At 67.3% G+C, this 20,864-nt stretch carries 24 protein-coding genes and 2 tRNA genes; 11 read left to right on the top strand and 15 right to left on the bottom strand.

Annotated features, from left to right (window positions below; all coding sequences use genetic code 11):
* Positions 1 to 128: 128 nt before the first annotated feature.
* The 5 genes from ade (at position 129) to CLM60_RS17960 (ending at position 4,085) form a co-directional block, all read left to right on the top strand.
* Positions 129 to 1,826 (top strand): adenine deaminase, encoded by a 1,698-nt coding sequence (gene ade / locus CLM60_RS17975; protein WP_095590463.1) that lies wholly within the window; start codon positions 129 to 131, stop codon positions 1,824 to 1,826.
* A gap of 177 nt (positions 1,827 to 2,003) precedes the next feature.
* Complete coding sequence (locus CLM60_RS20750) at positions 2,004 to 2,696, top strand: hypothetical protein (RefSeq protein WP_141246551.1); 693 nt, start codon at positions 2,004 to 2,006, stop codon at positions 2,694 to 2,696.
* Positions 2,697 to 2,855: 159 nt separating this feature from the next.
* Entirely contained in the window at positions 2,856 to 3,791 is a 936-nt protein-coding gene (locus CLM60_RS17970) for a pirin family protein (RefSeq protein WP_095590462.1), read from the top strand.
* 110 nt (positions 3,792 to 3,901) lie between these two features.
* A tRNA-Asp gene (locus tag CLM60_RS17965) sits at positions 3,902 to 3,978 on the top strand.
* Between the two features lie 30 nt (positions 3,979 to 4,008).
* Positions 4,009 to 4,085, top strand: a tRNA-Asp gene (locus tag CLM60_RS17960).
* Positions 4,086 to 4,123: 38 nt separating this feature from the next.
* On the opposite strand, the gene CLM60_RS17955 is transcribed toward CLM60_RS17960, so the two are convergent.
* Genes CLM60_RS17955 through rsxA form a run of 7 tightly spaced genes read right to left on the bottom strand, consistent with a single transcriptional unit; the run spans position 4,124 to position 9,556 of the window.
* A complete protein-coding gene (locus CLM60_RS17955; RefSeq protein ID WP_095590461.1) occupies positions 4,124 to 4,384 on the bottom strand; it encodes an RnfH family protein in 261 nt (86 codons plus the stop codon).
* The gene (locus tag CLM60_RS17950) at positions 4,381 to 5,112 is read right to left on the bottom strand and encodes an electron transport complex subunit E (protein ID WP_095590460.1); all 732 of its coding nucleotides are present in this window, start codon (positions 5,110 to 5,112) and stop codon (positions 4,381 to 4,383) included. The genes CLM60_RS17955 and CLM60_RS17950 overlap by 4 nt, the downstream gene beginning before the upstream one ends.
* Positions 5,112 to 5,771: an electron transport complex subunit RsxG gene (gene rsxG, locus CLM60_RS17945; RefSeq protein WP_095590459.1), complete on the bottom strand. Its 660-nt coding sequence runs from the start codon at positions 5,769 to 5,771 to the stop codon at positions 5,112 to 5,114. Before rsxG ends, CLM60_RS17950 begins: the two co-directional genes overlap by 1 nt.
* The gene (locus CLM60_RS17940; protein ID WP_095590458.1) at positions 5,768 to 6,853 is read right to left on the bottom strand and encodes an RnfABCDGE type electron transport complex subunit D; all 1,086 of its coding nucleotides are present in this window, start codon (positions 6,851 to 6,853) and stop codon (positions 5,768 to 5,770) included. The genes rsxG and CLM60_RS17940 overlap by 4 nt, the downstream gene beginning before the upstream one ends.
* A complete protein-coding gene (gene rsxC / locus CLM60_RS17935; protein ID WP_095590457.1) occupies positions 6,850 to 8,397 on the bottom strand; it encodes an electron transport complex subunit RsxC in 1,548 nt (515 codons plus the stop codon). Before rsxC ends, CLM60_RS17940 begins: the two co-directional genes overlap by 4 nt.
* 12 nt (positions 8,398 to 8,409) lie before the next feature.
* Entirely contained in the window at positions 8,410 to 8,958 is a 549-nt protein-coding gene (locus CLM60_RS17930; protein ID WP_095590456.1) for an RnfABCDGE type electron transport complex subunit B, read from the bottom strand.
* A 16-nt stretch (positions 8,959 to 8,974) separates the two neighbouring features.
* Positions 8,975 to 9,556 carry an electron transport complex subunit RsxA gene (rsxA, locus tag CLM60_RS17925; protein ID WP_095590455.1) on the bottom strand — a complete coding sequence of 194 codons (582 nt, stop codon included), beginning with the start codon at positions 9,554 to 9,556 and terminating at the stop codon, positions 8,975 to 8,977.
* 369 nt (positions 9,557 to 9,925) lie between these two features.
* Here rsxA and CLM60_RS17920 point away from each other — a divergent pair, with 369 nt between their 5' ends.
* The 6 genes from CLM60_RS17920 to CLM60_RS17895 all read left to right on the top strand — a co-directional run bounded on the left by CLM60_RS17920 (position 9,926) and on the right by CLM60_RS17895 (position 14,476).
* Positions 9,926 to 11,224 carry an FprA family A-type flavoprotein gene (locus CLM60_RS17920; protein ID WP_483855347.1) on the top strand — a complete coding sequence of 433 codons (1,299 nt, stop codon included), beginning with the start codon at positions 9,926 to 9,928 and terminating at the stop codon, positions 11,222 to 11,224.
* 27 nt (positions 11,225 to 11,251) lie between these two features.
* Entirely contained in the window at positions 11,252 to 11,539 is a 288-nt protein-coding gene (locus CLM60_RS17915) for a 2Fe-2S iron-sulfur cluster-binding protein (RefSeq protein ID WP_095590453.1), read from the top strand.
* Positions 11,540 to 11,610: 71 nt separating this feature from the next.
* Complete coding sequence (locus CLM60_RS17910; RefSeq protein ID WP_095590452.1) at positions 11,611 to 11,808, top strand: 4Fe-4S binding protein; 198 nt, start codon at positions 11,611 to 11,613, stop codon at positions 11,806 to 11,808.
* A complete protein-coding gene (locus tag CLM60_RS17905) occupies positions 11,805 to 12,254 on the top strand; it encodes a SoxR reducing system RseC family protein (RefSeq protein ID WP_176473921.1) in 450 nt (149 codons plus the stop codon). The genes CLM60_RS17910 and CLM60_RS17905 overlap by 4 nt, the downstream gene beginning before the upstream one ends.
* Entirely contained in the window at positions 12,251 to 13,339 is a 1,089-nt protein-coding gene (locus CLM60_RS17900; RefSeq protein WP_245848467.1) for an FAD:protein FMN transferase, read from the top strand. The genes CLM60_RS17905 and CLM60_RS17900 overlap by 4 nt, the downstream gene beginning before the upstream one ends.
* A 114-nt stretch (positions 13,340 to 13,453) precedes the next feature.
* Complete coding sequence (locus tag CLM60_RS17895) at positions 13,454 to 14,476, top strand: FAD-dependent oxidoreductase (protein ID WP_176473920.1); 1,023 nt, start codon at positions 13,454 to 13,456, stop codon at positions 14,474 to 14,476.
* A 58-nt stretch (positions 14,477 to 14,534) separates the two neighbouring features.
* Here CLM60_RS17895 and CLM60_RS17890 read toward each other — a convergent pair whose 3' ends face one another.
* From CLM60_RS17890 to nifV, 8 genes are all read right to left on the bottom strand, one after another.
* A complete protein-coding gene (locus tag CLM60_RS17890; RefSeq protein ID WP_095590449.1) occupies positions 14,535 to 14,903 on the bottom strand; it encodes a 2Fe-2S iron-sulfur cluster-binding protein in 369 nt (122 codons plus the stop codon).
* 168 nt (positions 14,904 to 15,071) lie between these two features.
* On the bottom strand, positions 15,072 to 16,349 hold the full coding sequence (gene rpoN, locus CLM60_RS17885) for an RNA polymerase factor sigma-54 (protein ID WP_095590448.1): 1,278 nt from the start codon (positions 16,347 to 16,349) through the stop codon (positions 15,072 to 15,074).
* 52 nt (positions 16,350 to 16,401) lie between these two features.
* Positions 16,402 to 17,100: an ATP-binding cassette domain-containing protein gene (locus CLM60_RS17880; protein ID WP_095590447.1), complete on the bottom strand. Its 699-nt coding sequence runs from the start codon at positions 17,098 to 17,100 to the stop codon at positions 16,402 to 16,404.
* The gene (gene modB / locus CLM60_RS17875) at positions 17,097 to 17,792 is read right to left on the bottom strand and encodes a molybdate ABC transporter permease subunit (RefSeq protein WP_342745134.1); all 696 of its coding nucleotides are present in this window, start codon (positions 17,790 to 17,792) and stop codon (positions 17,097 to 17,099) included. Before modB ends, CLM60_RS17880 begins: the two co-directional genes overlap by 4 nt.
* Entirely contained in the window at positions 17,789 to 18,556 is a 768-nt protein-coding gene (modA, locus tag CLM60_RS17870) for a molybdate ABC transporter substrate-binding protein (RefSeq protein ID WP_095590445.1), read from the bottom strand. Before modA ends, modB begins: the two co-directional genes overlap by 4 nt.
* Positions 18,557 to 18,576: 20 nt before the next feature.
* On the bottom strand, positions 18,577 to 18,924 hold the full coding sequence (gene nifW, locus CLM60_RS17865; RefSeq protein WP_095590444.1) for a nitrogenase stabilizing/protective protein NifW: 348 nt from the start codon (positions 18,922 to 18,924) through the stop codon (positions 18,577 to 18,579).
* A 16-nt stretch (positions 18,925 to 18,940) separates the two neighbouring features.
* Entirely contained in the window at positions 18,941 to 19,657 is a 717-nt protein-coding gene (gene cysE / locus CLM60_RS17860) for a serine O-acetyltransferase (protein ID WP_095590443.1), read from the bottom strand.
* Positions 19,654 to 20,853, bottom strand: a complete 1,200-nt coding sequence (gene nifV, locus CLM60_RS17855; protein WP_095590442.1) for a homocitrate synthase — start codon at positions 20,851 to 20,853, stop codon at positions 19,654 to 19,656. The genes cysE and nifV overlap by 4 nt, the downstream gene beginning before the upstream one ends.
* Positions 20,854 to 20,864: the final 11 nt, after the last annotated feature.

Below are 20,864 nucleotides of genomic sequence, written 5' to 3'. Positions count from 1 at the left end.
ATATTACGTTTGGGAAACTTCCTGGGGGGGGGAATTCACGTGGTTTGTTCCCGTTTCCATGTCTTTGTTTGTTGTGTGGCTTGAAAGCGTATGCGGCTCTTGCGAATGTTGCTGCAAAGGAAGACACCATGAAACTTGATCCCCTGATCCGAAAGATCACTCAGGCGCGCGGCGACAGTCCAGCCGATCTGGTGATGCGCGGGGGCGCGGTACAGGATCTGGTCACCGGTGCGCGGATCGCGGGCGATGTGGCGATCTGTGGGGACACGATTGTCGGCATTGGCGCGGACTATAACGGTACGCGAGTGGTGGATGTCAGCGGGCTGGTGCTGGTCCCGGGCTTCATCGACACGCATCTGCATGTCGAAAGCTCGCTGGTCACGCCATACGAGTTCGACCGTTGCGTCACCCCGCGCGGCATCACCACCGCGATCTGCGACCCGCACGAGATCGCAAATGTGATCGGTACCGACGGCATCGACTATTTCCTGAACGCGGCGGGGCATCTGGTGATGGATCTGCGGGTGCAGCTCAGCTCCTGCGTGCCGTCGACCGAGATGGAGACCGCCGGCGCCCGCATCGGGGCCGCCGAACTGGCTGCGCGCGCCGATCATCCGGCAGTGATCGGGCTGGCGGAGTTCATGAATTTCCCCGGCGTGATCCACCGCGACCCCGGTTGCATCGCGAAGCTGGCCGCGTTCGAAGGGCGCCATATCGACGGCCACGCGCCGCAGCTTTCGGGGCGTGACCTGAACGCCTATATCGCCGCGGGCATCCGGACCGAGCACGAGGCGACCACCGCCGAAGAGGCCACCGAAAAGCTGCAAAAGGGGATGCGCGTGCTGATCCGCGAGGGCTCGGTTTCCAAGGACCTGCACGCGCTGGCCCCAGCGCTGACCGACCGCACCGCGCCCTATATGTGCCTGTGCACCGACGACCGGAACCCGCTGGATATCGCCGAGCACGGGCATCTGGATTACATGATCCGCACGCTGATCGGGCTGGGTGTGCCCGAGCTGGCCGTCTATCGCGCCGCCAGCCTGTCCGCGGCTGAGGCGTTCGGGCTGAAGGATCGCGGCCAGATCGCGCCGGGCAAGCGGGCCGATATCGTGGCGCTGCCCGATCTGGCGGACTGCCGCGCGGCGCTGGTGATCGCGGGCGGGCAGGTGGTGGAGGACGCGGCCTTTGCCGCCCGTGACACCATCGCGCCGGTGGGGCGGCACAGCGTCAAGGCCCCGACCGTCACCGCCGACAGTTTCCGTACCACCGGCAACCGCGAGGCCACGGATGTGATCGGCATCCTGCCCGGCAAGATCATCACCGAACACCTGCACGAGACCATCCCGATCGCCGATGGCGACAAGCGCCCCGATCCCGCGCGCGACCTGATCAAGATCGCGGTGATCGAACGCCACGGGGTGAACGGCAATATCACCACCGGCTTCGTGCGGGGCTTCGGCCTGCAACACGGGGCGATTGCCGCGACGGTCGCCCATGATCACCACAATATCGTGGTGATCGGCGCCGATTACGCCGACATGGCGCGGGCCGCGACCCGCCTGGGCGAGATCGAGGGCGGCTTCGTCGTCGCCCGCGACGGCGCGGTGCTGGCCGAGCTGGCGCTGCCTGTGGGCGGGCTGATGAGCCTGCAACCGTTTGAAACCGTGCGCGACGACCTGATCGCCCTGCGCGCGGCGGCGACATCGCTGGGCGTGGTGCTGGAGGAACCGTTTCTGCAACTGGCCTTCACCGCGCTTCCGGTGATCCCGGCGCTGAAGATCACCGACCGGGGGCTGGTCGATGTGGTGAAGTTCGAGATCATTTGAGCTTGTGGGGCATGCATCCTGCGGTCGGCGTGGAGGGCTGATGTGAGCCCAATGTGAGCGATGCTGCACCGCGTGCGAATGTCGGCTAAGTTGCTTACAAGGACATACTATCGCCCAGAAACGACGATAGGGTCGCGACCTGAATTGAGTTTTTCCCGATTGGATATGCCAAGCTCCATGTCAAACGTCGAACACCGCTCCACAAAGAATACGGAACTCTATGAGTTTGGCGGGTTCGATATGGAGTGGAGCTATTACAGCGCTGCGGGAAGACAGGCCGCTTCCTGTCCAACATGCGACGTACGAACCAAAGTGTGGCAACGCCCGAGGAAAGCCCAAACCAAGAAGCTTCCTTACGATTTCAACGATACCAATGACGGAAAAGTCATAATCTCAGCGCGAGCCAAAGAGCATCTGGAGACATACTGGCCCGGCCAGATCAGGCTCCGCCAGATTTTCGAGAATGCATGGGAGGCGGAACCTGTGCGGGTGCTGGTTGTACAAAACCCCGACGATCTCATCTTGTACAGCACTGAATTCAAGGCTGGTGATAACACACCTTGTCCAGACTGTGGCTTCCACTGGAACCAGACATTCAAGGGCTGCCAATACCGTTTTGAAAACCCTGAAATCATCGCCGAGGATGGCATATTTCGGACAGACATAGAATTTGGCGGACCCTTTCGAGATCCATTATGGCTGGCGGGTCCAAAAGCGGCTTTCGCCATTTCAGCGCGGTTTCGCGAAGTTTGGCTCCGGCATTTCGAAAAAACAGAAAAAGCGACATGGCGGTTTCTGGTCAACGAGCCTTTTCGAGCGGATGCTGAGCCCGGAGCAAGCGAACCTACGTATCCAGAGTTTCTCGAATAGTAAAACGTGCCGTGCCGCATTCAAAGCCGACGATTGCCGTGGCCACCTGCATGTGCCCGGTGCGCGTTTCTGTGCAATAACGCACCCCACCCGCGTTTCTGTTGGGGTATATATATCTGACCGCGCACCTATCTTCTGGCACAACACAGGAGACACCGCATGAGCTGGAATCCCATCCTCGACCCGCAGACCCCGATCGGCGATCAGGTCGATCTGATCGATACGCTGATCCTCCCGCGCGCCCGCGATCTGGGCGGGTTCGAGGTGCGCCGCGCCTTGCCCGCGCCGAAGCGGCAGATGGTCGGACCGTTCATCTTCTTCGACCAGATGGGCCCGGCCGAGTTTCTGACCGGGCAGGGGATCGACGTGCGCCCGCATCCGCATATCGGCCTGTCCACGGTCACTTATCTTTATCAGGGCAAGCTGCACCACCGTGACAGCCTGGGCACCGATCAGTGGATCGAGCCGGGCGCGGTGAACTGGATGGTCGCGGGCCACGGCATCACTCATTCCGAACGCACCGATGGCGCGGCGCGGCAGGGGCCGATGTCGCTGTTCGGCATCCAGACCTGGGTCGCGCTGCCCGACGATGCCGAGGACGACCCCGCCGGGTTTCAGCACGCCGCCAAGGCCGATCTGCCGCTGCTACAGGCCGAGGGCAAATCGCTGCGCCTGATATTGGGCGAGGCCTATGGCGAACGCGCGCCGGTCAAGACGCATTCGCGGTTGTTCTATGCCGATGCACAGCTGGACCCCGGCGCGGCGATTCCCTTGCCCGACGATCACGAGGATCGGGGGATCTATGTCGTGGGCGGCGATGTGACCGTGGGCGGTGACCGGCTGGAAACCGGACAGATGGCGGTGTTCCGCCCCGGCGACGCGATCACCGTCACTGCGGGCGAACAGGGCGCACGGCTGATGTTGCTGGGCGGCGATACGCTGAACGGCCCGCGCTATATCTGGTGGAACTTCGTCGCCTCGTCCCGCGACCGGATCGATGCCGCGAAAGAGGCCTGGCGCGCGGGCGACTGGGCGCATGGCCGGTTCCAGTTGCCCCCGGGCGACGCGGCGGAATTCATCCCGCTGCCCGACTGAGGCCGCGCGCCGTGTGCAAAGGTTCAGATTCCGCGACAACAGCGCTTGACGCGCCTTGGCGGGGGGCATAATAACGCCCTCACGCCGGGTCCTGGACCGGGTGAAGCAGAGCGGTTGTAGCTCAGTTGGTTAGAGTACCGGCCTGTCACGCCGGGGGTCGCGGGTTCGAGCCCCGTCAACCGCGCCACTGCTTCCCCAGACCGATCCGATGCGCTGCGCGGTTGTAGCTCAGTTGGTTAGAGTACCGGCCTGTCACGCCGGGGGTCGCGGGTTCGAGCCCCGTCAACCGCGCCATTTTCCGAAGATCATGCAGAATGCCCGCCCCGGGGCCCTTAACCGTCCTTGCGGTCCAGCAATTCGGCGTCGGGATGGATCGGGCGATAGACCTCGACCCGGTCGCCGTCCTTGACGGGCTTGTCCAGCTTGGTCAGCGCGCCGAAGATGCCCACGCGGTTGACGGCCAGGTCGATCTCGGGGAACTGGTCCAGCAGGCCCGATTGTTCGATCACCTGTTGCACCGTGGCGCCGTCGGGCACCTCGATCCGGATCCAGAACTGCGCCGATTGCTTGGCAAAGGCGACACCCACATTCATTCCGGCACCTCCGTGGTTCGGGGCTGGCCCAGCACACCCGCGGCGGTAAAGACCTTGGGGTCATGCGGCTGCGGCGCGGTGCGGGTGGCCGCGTCGATGCGCCGGTCGATCAGCGATTTCAGTGCCAGCAGCAGACCCAGCGCGATGAACCCGCCCGGCGGCAGGATCAGCAGAAGAAACCCGCCGTAATCGGGGATCACCGTCATCTCCAGAAAGCCGAACCCATCCCCCAGAAGCACCGAGGCATTGGCAAAGAGCGTCCCGCTGCCGACGATTTCGCGCACCGCGCCCAGCGTGACCAGCGCCAGGGTAAAGCCGATGCCCATCATCAGCCCGTCGAACGTGGCCGCCAGCGGTGACCGGCGCGAGGCAAAGGCCTCGGCCCGGCCCAGGATCGCGCAGTTGGTGACAATCAGCGGGATGAACAGGCCCAGCACCTTATGCAGGTCGTGCAGCCAGGCGTTCAGCCCCATGTCCACCACCGTGACGATACAGGCGATGATCAGGACAAAGGCGGGGATGCGAATCTCGGGCGTGATGGCATTGCGCAGCAGCGACACGATCAGCCCCGATCCGACCAGCACCGCCAGCGTCGCCAGCCCCATGCCCAGCCCGTTCGTCGCCGTGCCGGTCACCGCCAGCAGCGGGCAGAGCGCCAGAAGCTGGCCAAAGACGATGTTGTTGTCCCACAGCCCGTTGCGTGCGATGCGGCCCAGATCCCCTGACATCAATCGTCCCCCTGTTGCAGTTGCCCCAGCGCATCCGCGTGCCGGGCGTGAAATTCCAGCCCGCGCCGCACCGCATCCACGACCGCGCGGGGCGTGATGGTCGCGCCCGAGAACTGGTCGAACACCCCGCCATCGCGCCGTACCTTCCAGTCGGCGGGTGCGGGTTGGGACAGCGACAGGCCCGTAAACCCCAGGATCCAGTCCGAGATCGCCACATCCACCTTGTCGCCCAGCCCCGGCGTTTCGGCATGGGACAGCACCCTGACCCCCAGCAGCGTGCCATCGGGCGCGACGCCCAGCAGAACCTCTACCGGGCCGGCATAGCCCGCCCCGGTCATCCGAAACGCCACCCCGGTGACGGTCCCGTTCGCGGTGGCCTGATAGACGGTCTTCGTGCCCTCGGCGCTGTCGTCGATCCGGCGGGTGCGGGTGGTCAGGTCATTGTCGTGCCGGTCGTCGGGGACCACCTGCGCCAGCGACGCGGTCAGATCCTCGGTCGCGCGGCGGGCGATGGGGGCGCGTGTCGCCTGATCGACCAGCGACAGGATCAGCGCGGTTGCCAGACAGAACAGCGCCAGCAACAGCCCGTGGCCCAGCGGCGCCTGGCGCAGCGCGGTCAGACGCGAGGGCGCCGGGGGGGACGCGGTGTCGTCGGTCATGGCGCGTCGCCCTCGTCGATCTTCAGCGGGCGGCCCCGGCGGTCCCGACCGAAGATGCGCGGGCGGGTATAGGTATCGATCAGCGGTGTGCAGGCATTCATCAGCAAAACGGCAAAGGCCACCCCCTCGGGGAAGGATCCCCAGGTGCGGATCACAACCACCAACAGCCCGATCCCCGCGCCATAGATCAACTGGCCCACACCGGATACCGGCGAGGTCACGTAATCGGTCGCGATGAAGAACGCACAGAACATCAGCGCGCCGGACGACAGATGCCAAAGCGGCGACGGAAACTGGCCCGGGTCGATCAGATGCAGCAGCCCCGACAGCGCCGCCGCCGATCCCAGAACCGCCAGCGGGATATTTAGCCGGATGATCCGCATCGCCGCCAGAAATACGCCGCCCACCAGCAGCAAAAGCGCGCTGGTCTCGCCCATGCTGCCCGGGACATTGCCGAAAAACAGCCGGTGCAGGTCGAAGGTTTCAGGCAGGATGCGGTCCAGCGTGCGCCCACCATCCAGCGCCGCGCCAACATGGCCCAGCGTCGATGCCGCGCTGACACTGTCGATATCGGCCGGCGGCGTGCCAAAGGTGATCGCCAGCGCCGCGCCCAGATCCGGGGCGCCGGGCGACAAGAGCGGCGCGGGCAGGACCCACATCGTCATCGGCACCGGCAACGCCACCAGCAGCATCGCGCGCGCGACCATCGCCGGGTTGAACGGGTTCTGTCCCAGCCCGCCATAGACATGCTTGCCCAGCACGATGGCGATGAACGCCCCCACGGTGCCGATCCACCATGGCGCCCAGGGCGGCAGGGTCATCGCCAGGATCCAGCCGGTCAGGATGGCCGAGCCGTCCGACAGCGCGCGCCCGACCGGTCGTGCGGCCAGCGCCAGGCACAGCGCCTCGAACAGCAGGGCGCTGGCGATCGTGACGGCAAACAGCAGGATCGCGGGCAGGCCGAACATATAGAATCCCAGCGCCGTGGCCGGGGTCAGGCACAGCATGACGGCGATCATCGTTTCGGTGACCGAGAATTTCGAGTGGGTGTGCGGCCCGCTTATGATCAGCGGGGCGGTCATCCGGTGCGCTCGGCGGTGGGAGCCGGGGCCGGGACGGCGGGCGTTTCGGTTTCAGCCTCGCGCTTCTTGCGTGCGGCCATCTCGGCCTTGCGGCGGGCCATCGCCTGGCGCTTGGCCTCGGCGATGGCATCCATGCGCGCCTTGCGGGTTTCGGCCAGGCGCTTGGTTTCCTCCTGCTGGTGCTTCTGGCTCTGCTGAAAGGCCAGCCGCCCCTTGGCATAGTTGAAGCTTTGCACAAGCTGGATGTTCGACGGGCAGTTGAACGAGCACGACCCGCAGGCCACGCAATCCAGCAGGCCGATATCGACGGCCTTGTCCAGATCGCCCGCCTGAATCATCCCGTGCATTTCCATCGGCATCAGCCCGCAGGGGCAGACCTTGATGCAGCCACCGCAGCGGATACAGGGCATTTCCCGGTGCCGCCGGGTTTCCGATTTCTGCAGGGCCAGGATGCCGTTCGTGCCCTTGATCACCGGCACACGCTGGCTGCGGATCGGCAGACCCATCATCGGCCCGCCCAGCAACAGCCGGTCGGGCGTGCCATCCAGCCCGCCGCAATGGTCCAGGATTTCCGCCACCAGCGTGCCGATCAGAACCTTTACATTCGCCGGGCGGGTCACGCCGAAGCCCGACACCGTCAACACGCGCGAGATCAGCGGCTCGCCATAGCGCAACGCCAGATGCACCGCATAGGCCGTGGCCGCGTTATGCACCACGACGCCCAGTTCCGCCGTCAGCGCGCGGGCGGGGGTTTCCAGACCGGTAACGGCCTGCACCAGATGCTTTTCCGACCCCATGGGATAGAGCGTCGGCACCCGGGTCACCCGCGCCGGGCAGCCGATGGCCAGCATACGGCGCTGCATCGCCTCGATCGCCTGCGGTTTGTTGGATTCGATGGCGACGATCACCTGCTCTACACCCAGCGCGCGGGCCATGATCGCGATGCCATCGGCGAGCTCTTCGGAAAACTCGCGCATCAACCGGTCGTCGCAGGTCAGATAGGGTTCGCATTCCGCGCCGTTGATGATCAGCGTCTTCAGGGCGAAACGCTTGCGCAGGTCCAGCTTGACCGCCGAAGGAAACGTCGCCCCGCCCATGCCGACGATCCCGGCCTGTTTCACATGATCCGCGATCTCGTCCGGTGTCGCCTGTTCGGGCACCAGACGCGGCAGGCGCGCGCCCCAGCGGTCCGCGCCATCGGGGCGGATCGTGATCGTCGACACCGGCAGCCCCGACGGGTGCGGCGCCGCGAAATAGCCCACCGCGATTACCTTGCCCGAGGTCGGGGCGTGCACATTGGCCGATACCGGCCCGCGCGCCTTGCCGATCAGCTGCCCTTTCAGCACCTGGTCGCCGCGTGCGACAACCGGTACGGCCTCGGCCCCGATGTGCTGTTGCAACGGCACCCGCAGGATCGACGGCAGCGGCATCGCTTCGATCGGGCTGTCGGCGGACAGGTATTTGCGGGTTTCGGGGTGGATGCCGCCCCGCCCGGCAAAGGCCCCGGCGGTGCGTCTGAGGGCGGAAAGCGAAATCAGGGACATGGGCGGGCCTCGTTACAGCGTGGCATCGGCGGGGGTGCCGGGCTTGGGCCAGTGCCAGTTGCGCAAGGTGCGCGGCTTGGTGCGCAGGATGATCGCCTCGGTCGGGCAGACCGCGACACAGGCGTCGCAGCCGATACAGGCGTCGTTGACCACGGTATGAATCTGCTTGGCGGCCCCGATGATCGCGTCGGTCGGGCAGCGCTTGAAGCATTTGGTGCAGCCGGTGCAGTGATCCTCGAAGATGAACGCCACGACCGGCTCGGCATCCTGCCCCGTGCCGCCGCTGCCAGGCGGTTCGGCGCCGGTGATCTCGGCCAGAGTCACGGCGACCTCGCGCCCGCCGGGCGGGCACAGGGTGACGGGCGCGGCGCCTTCGGCCACCGCCTCGGCCGCGCCCCGGCACCCCGGAAAGCCGCATTGGCCGCAATTCGTGCCGGGCAACTGGGCCTCGATCTCGTCGACGATGGGCGGCGTTTCGACGTGAAACCGCCGCGCGGCCACCCCCAGGATGGTTCCCAGCCCCAGCCCCAGGGCGGACATCGTCGCGACGGCCTCGATCATGGTCTGTCCTTTCCGGTCATTGGCTTACCAGCCCCGCAAAGCCCATGAACGCCATGGACAGCAGGCCAGCGGTGACAAAGGCGATGGGGGCGCCCTGGAACGGGGCGGGCACATCCAGACGCGCCAGGCGTTCCCGCAGCCCGGCAAAGATCACCAGCACCAGCGTGAAGCCCGCCGCCGATCCGAACCCGTAAAGCAGGCTTTCGGCAAAGGAATGGCCCTGTTGGATGTTCAGCAGCGCCACGCCCAGCACCGCGCAATTGGTGGTGATCAGCGGCAGATAGATCCCCAGCGCCCGATAAAGCGTGGGCGAGATCTTGCGGATGGCGGCTTCGGTGAACTGCACGATCCCGGCAATCACCAGGATGAAGGACAGGATGCGCAGGAATTCCAGCCCCAGCGGCACCAGCAACAGCGTTTCGACACACCAGCTGGCGGCGGCGGCCAGGGTCAGGACGAATGTGGTGGCAAAGCCCATCCCAAGCGCCGCATCGGTCTTGCGCGACACGCCCATGAACGGGCAGAGCCCCAGGAATTTCACCAGGACCACATTGTTGACCAATGCCGTGCTCAGCAGGATGACCAGATAGTCTTGCATCGAATTGCTCCGCCGCGTGTGGCTTCGGGGCCGGGGACGGCGCCCCGGGCTTGGCGATGTTGAAGCAAGCGCCATGCCATGTTGGCTTGCCGACACGGGTGGCGCCGGGCGGCTCTCATGTGCCAAGGGGCGCGTCGGTCTTGCACGGGGTGTCCTGCCGGGGCAGGGCAAGGTCGGTTTTGCGACAATTGTCGGGCCGATGTCGCATCCAGGCGGACCGGGCGCGCAACGCGCGCGATCCAGCCCCGATTGACCGCTGGGGCGGGGCGGCCTCGCGGGGTCCGGCGCTTGGCACGCGGGTTGCTTCACCTGCATCGACCCGGGGCGCCACGGCGGCTCCGGGCCAAGACCACGCTGCAGGAGCTTTCGGTGACCCCACGTGCAACACTCGACCTGCCACAGATGGCCGGTGCCGCGGATGCGATGCAGCCGGTGCCCGTGGCCGACCGTGTGCATTGGGTCGGCGCGCTGGACCCCGATCTGCGCAATTTCGACATCATCCTGCGCACCGCCAACGGGACCAGCTATAATGCCTATGTCGTGCGCGGCAGCACCGGCGTCGCGGTCATCGACACGGTCAAACAGGAATTCACCGAACCCTTCCTGAAACGGCTGGAGGCGGTGGCGCGCTATGACGAACTGACCACCCTGGTGCTGAACCATCTGGAGCCCGACCACACCGGCGCGGTGCCCGAATTGCTGCGCCGCGCCCCGCATCTGGAAATCTGCGTATCGCCGCGCGGGGTACAGGTTCTACGCGCCTTGCTGAAGGACAGGTTCGACGATTATGCGGTGCGGATCGTGCGCACCGGCGATACGGTTTCGCTGGGCGATCAGACGCTGCGGTTCCTGACCACGCCCTATGTCCATTGGCCCGATACGCAATGCACGCATCTTCAGGATCAGCGGCTTTTGTTCACCTGCGACCTGTTTGGCTGCCATTTCTGCGATGCGCGGCTGTTCAACGACCGGGTCGGCGATTTCCGGTTTTCGTTCGAATATTACTTCGAACACATCATGCGGCCCTTCAAGGCCTATGTCGTCGCGGCGCTGGACCTGATCGAGCCTCTGGACATCGCCATGATCGCCCCCAGCCACGGACCGATCCTGCGCGCGCATCCGCGCCAGTACATCACCCATTACCGCCGGTTGGTGAAATCGCGCCTGGCCAGCGAGGTGGGCGATCAGAAGACCCTGCTGATCTTTTATGTCAGCGCCTATGGCGCGACGTCGATGATGGCCGGCGCGATCTATGAGGGGGCGGCGGAAAATCCCGATGTGCGCGCCTCGCTCTTCGATCTGCAGATCGGCGAGTTCACGCCCTTTGTCGACCTGATCGAGGAAGCCGATGCGCTGGTCTTCGGCTCGCCCACCATCAACGGCGATGCGGTCAAGACGGTCTGGGACCTGCTGGCGGGGCTGGTCGATATCGACACCAAGGGCAAGCTTGGCGCGGCCTTTGGCTCTTATGGCTGGACCGGCGAGGCGGTGCAGATGGTCGAGGGGCGCCTGCAGGGGCTGAAGATGCGGGTGCCGGAAAAGGGGCTGAAGATCAAGCTGCACCCGACCGATGCCGAACTGGAAGATTGCCGGGACTTCGGCCGCCGTCTGGCGGCGCATCTGACCGGCCGCATGCAACCGCGCGAGGTCGACTTCGCCGATCTGTGACGCGCGCAAGGACGAAAGGAACCGAACATGGCCCAGGCCAAGCTGACATTCGCGGACGTATCGCTGACCGTCAACGTCCCCGCCGGAACGCGCATCATCGAGATCTCGGAAAAGATTGGCGCCGGGATCACCTATGGCTGCCGCGAGGGGGAATGCGGCACCTGCCTGACCCGGATCGTGTCGGGGGCCGAGAACCTGACAGAACCATCCGCGCTGGAACAGCGGGTGCTGAAGGAAAACCTTGCCGCCCGCAACGACCGGCTGGCCTGCCAGTGTCAGGTTCTAGGGGGCGAGGTCACGGTGCGTCCCGCCTGACCGGCGCGGCGCGCAATGCAACGTCCCCGCGGCGCGGGGATATCGGATTGAAACCAGGAAAGGAAATTCAGATGGCAATGCAAATAGTGGCGGATCTGTGCACCTCTTGCGGGGATTGCGAACCGGTCTGCCCCACCGGGGCGATCATTCCCCAAAAGGGCGTGTTCTTCATCAAGGCCGACATCTGCACCGAATGCGAACCCGATCACGACATGCCGCAATGCCTGAGCGTGTGCCTGGAGGACGGGTGCATCATCCCGGCGGAATGACCGGGCCTGCGGACACGGCGCTGCGCCAACGGTTGCAGGTCGTGGCGCTGGACGATGGCCGGGCCGCGCTGCGTCTGGAACGCGATGCGGGCTGCGCGGCCTGTGCGGCCCGGGCCGGGTGCGGGGCGGCGGCGCTGGCGCAATTGCTGGGCACGGATCGCGATCTGAGCCTGCCCGGTGACGCGCCGCTGACGGCTGGTACGGATGTGACCGTGGCGATGGAACGGGACGTGTTCCTGGGCGCGGCGCTGCGGGCCTATCTGATCCCGCCCGTGGCCCTGGCCGGTGCCGCGTCGGTTTGCGCCGCGCTTGGCCTGTCGGATCTGGCGACGGCAGTGATCTGCGTCCCGGCGCTGGCGGTGTCCTTTGTGCCGTTGCGGCGGGCCGACCGGCGGGCGGGGCGCGCGCCCGTGCTGTGGCTGGAACCTGCGGACACGGCGCCGTGACGCCCGCGCGGCGTCTTGTGCCCGGCGCGCTTGCGGCGCTGGTGCTGGCGCTTGGCCTCTGGGCGCGTGACCCGCGCCAGGCCGCCCCCGATGACGGCTTGTCCCAGACGTTCTATCTGTTCGGGACGCTGGTCGAGGTCGTGATCCGCGACACCCCCGAACCCCGCGCCCGCGCCGCCATGTCGATGCTTGAGGGCGACTTTCGCCGGCTTCACCGCGACTGGCATGCCTGGCGACCGGGCGAGCTGACGCGGCTGAACGCGGCGCTGGCCAGGGGGCAGGGCATGGCGGTGTCCGATCCGCTGTTGCAGGTGCTGAAACAGGGGCAGGCGCTTTCGCGCGAAAGCCGGGGCACGTTCGATCCCGCGATCGGGGGGCTGGTCGCGCTCTGGGGGTTTCACGACGACCTGCCGCCGCAGGGACCGATGCCCGATCCCCAACAGATCGACCGGCTTGTGGCGGCCCGTCCGCGCATTGCGGATCTGCGTTTCGATGGCCACGTGGTCACGTCGCGCAACCCGGCGGTACAACTCGATCTGGGCGGCTATGCCAAGGGCGCCGCGCTGGATCTGGCGGTGCAAAGGCTGATCGCACTGGGCATCGACAATGCGGTGCTGAATGCCGGTGGCGACTTGCAGGTGATCGGCCGCCATGGCGACCGGCCCTGGCGCGTGGCGATCCGCGACCCGCAGGGGTGGGGCGCGGTGGCGGCGCTGTCGGTGGAACCGGGCGAGGGCGTCTATACCTCGGGCAATTACGAGCGTTTCCTGCAAGGCGACGGGGTGCGGTTTTCGCATATCATCGACCCACGCACCGGCTGGCCCGTGCGCGGAATCGTGTCGGCCACGGTGGTGGCGCGCGATGGTGCCCGCGCTGATGCTGGGGCCACGGCGCTGAGCGTGGCGGGACCGGATCACTGGGCAGAGATCGCACAGGCGATGGGGCTGGATCAGGTTCTGCTGATCGACGACAGCGGCCAGATGCTGGCGACACCGGAGATGGCGGCGCGGCTGGAGCTTTTGCCGCCAACCGGCGGGGGGCGGCGGCCGGTGCTGCGGGTGCTGCATCCCGCCGCGCTGAACTGACCTGTGTCGGATTGCCGACAGGCGACGGTTGGCGCGGATCTTGCTTCGGAAAACAGGGAACGGGCCGCTGTAGGGCCGGTCCCGGGACTGGATATGAGAAAAGGGGCCAGGCACATGATGCTGACACGTCGTCATTTCCTTCATACCGCGCTGGGCGGTGCCACGGCGCTGGGCGCGGCTGGGCTGATTGGCCCGCGCGCGCGGGCCGAGCCGGTGATCGTCGTCGGCGGCGGTCCGGCAGGTGCGCGCGCCGCGCTGACGCTGCGCCGCGCGGCGCCCGACCGGCCCGTGATCCTGGTCGAGCGAGACCCGACCCGGCTGCGGCCCGTCGAGACCGCGCTGCAGGGGTTCACGCGCCCGGCGGGTGGACCCGATCACCGGCGCCTGCGCGCGGCGGGGGTCGATCTGGTGCTGGACGACGCGGTTGGGGTCGATTGGCGGGCCGGGCGGGTCGAACTCTTCAGCGGCCGCACGCTGCCCTTTGGCCGGCTGGTGCTGGCCCCCGGCACCGCCCCAAGGGACGAGGGGATCGCGGGCTATGACGCCGCCGCCGCGCACCATTGGCCCGCCGCCTGGGGCAGCCCGCGCGCGGCGCGGCGCCTGCTGGCGCAACTGGGCGCGCTGCCCGCATCCGCGCATGTGGTGCTGCGCCTGCCCGCCGACGGCGGTGGATATCCGGCGATTGCCGCCGACCGTGCCCGGGCGCTGGCGCGATACCTGCGGGACCATCGCCCCGATGCGCGGCTGACGGTACTGGATGGCGCGCGGCAATCGCAGGCAGCGGCGCTTTATGACGCGCACCTTGCCGGGGCGGAGGTGCCGATTCCGGTCGACTGGCGGGGTCCGGGTGCCGGGGGCGGGGTGCTGTGGGTCAATACCGCGCGGGGGGTGCTGGGCACCGATGCCGGAGAGATCCGCGCCGATGCGGTCAATTTCATCGTGCCGCAGCAGGCGGGCGATCTGGCGCGGCTGGCCGGGCTGACCGATGACAGCGGCTGGTGTCCCTGCGACGATGCCCATCGGTCCCGGCTGCGGCCACAGACGATGGTGCTGGGGGACGCGCGCAAGGGCGCAACGCGCACCACTGCCGCCGCCCGCGCACAGGGCCGGGCCGTGGCGGCGGTCCTGTCCGCCTGACCCGGACGCAAAACGGCGCCGTATCCTTCGGCGCCGTTTCCAGGTCAGGGCGCGGCGATCACGACCCGCCGGGCGTTCCGGTAAAGCTGATGCGCACATCCTCGTGCCGGGCGATGAACTGACAGGCCAGCCGAAAGCGCGGCGGCATGTCGTTGACCTCGGCCTCCTCGATATCGGCGCTGCTCAGCAATTGCAGCTCTTTCAGCCGCGCCTTTTCCTTTTCGGTCAGGGCCATGCCCATCTTGGGCTTGTCTTCCAGATATGTGACCTCGATCAGGCACGAGCCGCAATTCCCGTCGCGGCATTCAAAGGGGATCGGGATCTGGTGCTCATCGGCCAGCGCCAGGATCGTCTTGGTGTCGCCAGCCACCGCATAGATCGTCTTGTCCCGGTGCATCACCGGCGAGGTGAACGTGATATTTGCCATCCTCATGGCTCCTTTCGGACAGGTTTGGGGGCTGGCCGAACGGCCCACCCACGGGTTTCGGGTTCCAGGCAACTGCGCCTCTGCCTGTTGATAGTGAAGCAAGGCCCGTGCCACCCGCATCGCCCGCCCCCGCGTGCGGTTGCGGGGGCAACTGTCGTGAAAACGACATCAGGCCATCGCCACCTTGCGGCGGGCATAGGACGACGCGATGCCCAGCAGCCCGCGGAACTTGGCCACGGTGCGCCGGGCGATCGGGGTGCCCGCGCGGGCGGCCAGTTCGGCGATCTCGGTATCGCTGAGCGGGTTGCGGGCGTCCTCGTCCTCGACGATCCGGCGCACCAGTTGCAGGACCGCGTCCTGCGATTGCGCAGGGTGGCCCGCGCTGGCCGGAAAGGCCCGGCTGAAGAAGGATTTCAGCGGCAGCGCACCGATGGGCGTGTCGATCATGCGCCCGGCAATCGCGCGGCTGATGGTGCTGGGATGCAGATCGAGCGTCGCGCCGATATCGGCCAGCGACAGGGGCTGCAACGCGCCGGGCCCCTGTTCCAGAAAGCCCGATTGATGCGCCACGATCGCGGTGGCGGTCTGCAACAGCGTCGATTGCCGCCGCACCAGGGTGCTGGCCAGCCAGCGCGCCTCGGACAGGGCCTGTGCCTGGTACTTGCGCGCTTCGGCCGCCTGGTCGCGGCCGATGGCGGCATCGGCCACGGTGATCGCGGGCAGGGTCGAGCGGTTCAGTTCGACCTGCCATTTGCCGCCCACGCGCCGCACCGTCAGATCGGGCGGGAACACCGGCGGCCGGTCGTCGTCGAAGCGCAGGCCGGGCTTGGGATTGAAACGGCGCAGGATCGCCGCGATCTCGGGGATGTCGCCGGGGGCGCAGTCACAGATCTCGGCCAGCTCGGCGGTCTTGCCATCGGCCAGAAGCGGCAGGTTCTCGATCAGCGCCCGAAGCTCCCATGTCAGCAGGCCGTCCTCTTCGGCCTGAAGCATCAGGCATTCGGCAAGCGAGCGGGCAAAGATCCCCGTCGGTTCGAACCGTTGCATCTGCTCCAGCACCGCCTCGGCCACGCGGAACGACACGCCCTTGGCAATCGCGATGGCATGAGGGTTGGCGGTCAGCCAGCCGCTGCGGTCCAGCCCGTCCAGAAACCCATAGGCCACGGATTTCAGCTTGGGCGCGTCAAAGGTCAGCTCGATCTGCGCCGACACATGGGAAAACAGGCTGGGCAGATCGGATTCCAGCGCCGCGATACGGTCCCAGTCGGCATCCCCGCCGCTGCCGCGACTGGGCATGCGTAGCTCGACATACGGGTTTTCCAGCGCCTTTTCGGCCAGAAATTCCGTCAGATCGGCGTTGTTCATCTGCAGGATGTTCAGGCTGGCCTGCATCCGCTGTGTCATCGCCAGGGTGATCCTGGTCTCTGCCGTCTGTAAAAGCTGCATGGGCTTCGTCTTTCCGGTCGGTCTGGCGGGTGGTGGTGTCTCCGTGGTGGCTTCAGCCTGTGGCCAGCATATCCCTGGCGGGCGCGGGCGCGCCAAGCGGATAGGGGTGCGGGTTTCGGGAAATGTCGGCAATCGCCCCATCTTTCAGCGTCACGACGGTGTTTGCCAGCTGGCGGATCTCTTCGGGGGCATGGCTGATATAGATCATCGGCGTGCCGGTGCGGCGGTGCAGCGCCTGCAACAGCGTCAGCACATCCGCCCGCAGCCCCGGATCCAGCGCCGAGACGGGCTCGTCCAGCAGCAGGAATTGGGGCTGGGCCATCAGCGCGCGCCCGATGGCGACCCGCTGGCGCTCGCCGCCCGACAGCCGCGCGGGGCGCCGGTTCAGAAGCGGCGCCAGGCGCAGCGTGTCCACCAGCTCATCGAACAGGGTCTGCGCGCCGGGACCCGCCCCATAGGTCAGGTTGCGGCGCACGGTCATATGCGGAAACAGCAACCCGTCCTGAAACACCAGCCCGATGCCGCGCCGGGCCGGGGGCACGTCGATCCGCCGGTGGGCGTCAAACAGCGTCCGCCCGGCGATGCGGATATGGCCCGCATCCGGCGCGCTGTGCCCCGCCAGCATGGAAAAGAGCGAGCTTTTGCCAGAACCGGACGGCCCGATCAGGCCGAATGTGCCCTGAAACGGCAGCGCGGCCTGGATGTTCAGGTGAAAGTCGCCCTGACGCTTGGCGATGTCGATCTCGATCATGTCTGCGGCTCCCAGTTCAGGCGGCGGGCGATGACCTCGGCGGTGACAAGCGCTCCACCGGCCAGCAGAAGCGACAGCACGCACAGTCGCGCCGCCGCGGCATCGGCGCCGGGCACCTGCGTTACCGAAAAAAGCGCCAGCGGCAGGGTCTGGGTCAGGCCGGGAATGTTGGCCGCCAGGGTGATCGTGGCGCCGAATTCACCGACCGCGCGGGCAAAGGCCAGCGTCATCCCGGTCAGGATCCCCGGCGACAGAAGCGGCAGCGTGACCGTCAGCAGGATGCGCAGTTCCGACGCGCCCAGACTACGCGCGGCGGTCTCGAGCCGGGTATCGGCGGCCTCGGCGGACTGGCGGATGGCGCGCAGCATCAGCGGAAAGGACACGACGGCACACGCGATCACCACGGCGGTGGTGGAAAACGCGATGCGCAGGTCGAAAAGACGCTCCAGCGGGCCGCCGATCCAGCCATTGCGCCCCAGCAGCAGCAACAGCAGATAGCCCGTCACCACCGGCGGCAGCACCAGCGGCAGGTGCAGCGCGGCGTTCAGCAGGTCATGGCCGGGAAAGCGCCGCCGGGCCAGCAGCCAGCCGAAGAACAGCGCCGGCGGCAACGAGACCAAAACCGCCAGAACCGACGCGCGCAGGCTCAGCATCAGCGCCTGAAGCTCCATCTCTGTCAGGGTCCAGGTCACGAGCCGTCCCCCCTGGCCGGGGCAAAACCGAAGGCGGCGAACCGGGCCTGTCCCGCCGGGCCCACCAGACAGGAGAGCAGCTCGGCGGCGGCGCCCGGGTCGCGGCCCTGGGCCACGGGGGCGATCAGGTATTGCACGGCCGGGTGGCTGTCGGCGGGGATCGCGGCGGCGACGGTTACCCCGTCCGCCCCGATGGTGTCGCTGCGATAGACCAGGCCAAGGGCCGCCGCCCCGCTGCGCACCGCCGCGACGGTCGCGATCGTGTTGCGGGTCGGCAGCAGGCTGGGTTCGACCGCCGCCCACAGATCCAGCGCCTGTAACGCGGCGCGGCCATATTGGCCGACCGGGGCGATATCGGGATCGGCCACCGCGAAGAACCCGCCATCCAGCGCCCGCGTCAGATCGGCGGCGGTCAGGGCGGTTTCGGCGTGGCCCTGCGGGGCGATCAGCACCAGCCGGTTCGATGCCAGAACCTGTACCGTCTGGGCGTCGATCAGCCCGGCATCGACCAGATGGGCCATCCATCTGGGATTGGCGCTCAGGAAGATATCCGCGGGGGCGCCCTGGGCGATCTGGCGCGCGATCGTGCCAGATGCGCCATAGGACACCACCCCGCCGCAGCCGCACTCCGCGATGGCCGCGCTTAGGGCCGCGCGCGTCGATGCGGCGGCAAAGACCACCGGTTCGGCCCGCGCCGCCGACAGGCCCAGTGCCGCCAGCAGCGCAAGGCCCAGCCGTTTCCATCGCAGGGGGCGGTTCGCCATCGGACGCTTTCCTTTCCGGCCTAGTGCACGGTCATGCCGGACGCGTCGATCTGAACCAGGCTGGCGGCCTGTTCGGCGGCCTTGTCGGTAAAGACCTTGAACACCTTTTCCCGCAACGGGGTCGATTCCACGAAATCGAGATAGGCGCGTTTCAGCTGCTTGCGGGTTTCCAGAAAGATCGTCTCTTCGTCCTGATCGGCGAAATCGGCGGTTTTCAGGTATTGGCCCATGCGTTTCATGATGTGCAGGCGCGAGACGTTCAGCACCTCCTGTTCGAAGGGCAGCAGCAGATAGGTAAAGATATCCTCGGCCGAGGAGAGGTTGGCGATATGGGTCAATACGCCGTTTTGTTCATAGCTGGATGTCATGGCTGTCTCCTGTTGGTCAAAGCGGGCAATCGGCCCTTTGGGGTTTCTTGTTGGGGTCGCCGATGGGCGGGATATGCCCCTGTCGGGCATTCAGGCGGGCCTCCAGAAAGGCCGTGCGGTCGGCCAGACGGGCCAGCGCGCGGCCGACCGGGTCTGGCATCAGGTGGTGGTCCAGGTTCACGCGCAGCGGATCGGCCGACGGTTTCAGGTCGGTCTGCACGATGCGGGCGGGGATGCCGATCACCGTGGCCTCGTCCGGGACATCGGACACCACGACCGAATTCGCGCCGACGCGGACACCGGCGCCCACCGTGACCGGCCCCAGGATCTTGGCGCCCGCGCCGACCATGGCGCCATCGCCCAGGGTGGGGTGGCGCTTGCCGGGCGACCAGGACACGCCGCCCAGTGTCACCCCGTGATAAAGCGTCACATCGGCGCCGACCTCGGCGGTTTCGCCGATCACCACGCCCGCCCCATGGTCGATAAAGAAGCCCGGACCGATGGTCGCGCCGGGGTGGATGTCGATGCCGGTAAACGCGCGGGCAAGATAGGACATGAACCGCGCGCCGAAGCGGAAATTGCGCCGCCAGAGCGCATTGGCGATCCGATAGACGAATGTGGCGTGCAGGCCGGGATAGCACAGCGCGGTTTCCAGCGCCCCGCGTGCCGCCGGGTCGCGGGCCCGGATGGCGGCGAAGTCGCGCGCGACCAATGTCCGGAAGCCCAGCCTCATGCCAGCCCCCCTGTCGCGGTGCCCCCGCCATGGTGCAGGGGCGGCAGCGCCTGCATCAGTTGGGCCAGATCCGCCGGTCCGGCGGGGCGCTTGGCCCCGTTTGCCCAGGCGCGCAGAAACGGCAGCAGCGCCCGCGCGGTGTCGGGATCGTCGGGCAGCCCGGCTTCGCGCAGGGCATGGCAAAGACCGCTGACACCCGAATGTTTGCCCACCACCAGCCGATGTGCCCGCCCGAACCGGTCGGGTGCGATCACCGCGGCCTCGTATACGCGGCGGTCCTTCAGCAAGCCGTCGACGTGAATGCCGGCCTCGTGGGTGAAGACATATTCGCCCACGATGGGCTTGGCCGCGGGCAGCGGGCGCGCCGATGCGGTCGCGACCAGCGCCGAAAGCTGGGGCAGGGTGTTCAGGGTGATGCCGGTCGCGACGCCCGCGGCCTCCAGCGCGGCGGCGACCTCTTCCAGCGCGGCGTTGCCGGCCCGTTCGCCCAGCCCGTTGACCGTGACCGACAGGAACGGCGCGCCCGCGCTGGCCGCGACCAGCGTGTTGGCGGTGGCCATCCCGAAATCGTTATGGGCGTGAAATTCGACGGGCAGCCGAACCGCCCCGGTCAGGTCGCAGACCAGGCGATGCGCGGCAAACGGGTTCAGGATGCCCAGCGTGTCGGCAATGCGGAACCGGATCGCACCCGCCCGCGCGGCGACATCGGCCAGGCGGATCAGAAAGCCCAGCTCGGTCCGGCTGGCATCCTCGGCGCCGACCGAAACGCCGAAGCCAAGCCCGACCGCGTGCCGCACCAGCCGCGCGGTTTCCTCCAGGACCCAGGCGCGGTCGGTGCGCAGCTTGCCGCTGACCTGTGCGTCCGAGGTGGGCACCGCGATATGCAGCCGCCGCACGCCGGTCTGGCGGGCCAGTTCGATATCGCCCCGCCGCAGGCGCGTCCAGACGACCGGCGCCGCGCGTTCCAGCGTGGCGGCGATGGCGCGCATCTCGGCGATTTCCTGATGGCCCATCGCGGCGACACCGATTTCGACCTCGGCCACGCCCACCGCATCCAGCGCAAGGGCAATGGCGCATTTCTCGCTCAGGCTGAAAGCCACCCCGGCGGTCTGTTCGCCATCGCGCAGGGTGGTGTCGCAGATCGTGACCTTGCCCGGGGCGGGCGCGGCGGAATGGGCAAAGGCGGGCTGTGTCATCGCGCGGCCCC

It is taken from the genome of Actibacterium ureilyticum (assembly GCF_002285435.1).
In the GTDB taxonomy this organism is placed as follows: Bacteria; Pseudomonadota; Alphaproteobacteria; order Rhodobacterales; family Rhodobacteraceae; genus Actibacterium_C; species Actibacterium_C ureilyticum.
Note: the sequence above shows the minus strand (reverse complement) of the source record. Positions and strands in the feature narration are given on the sequence as shown.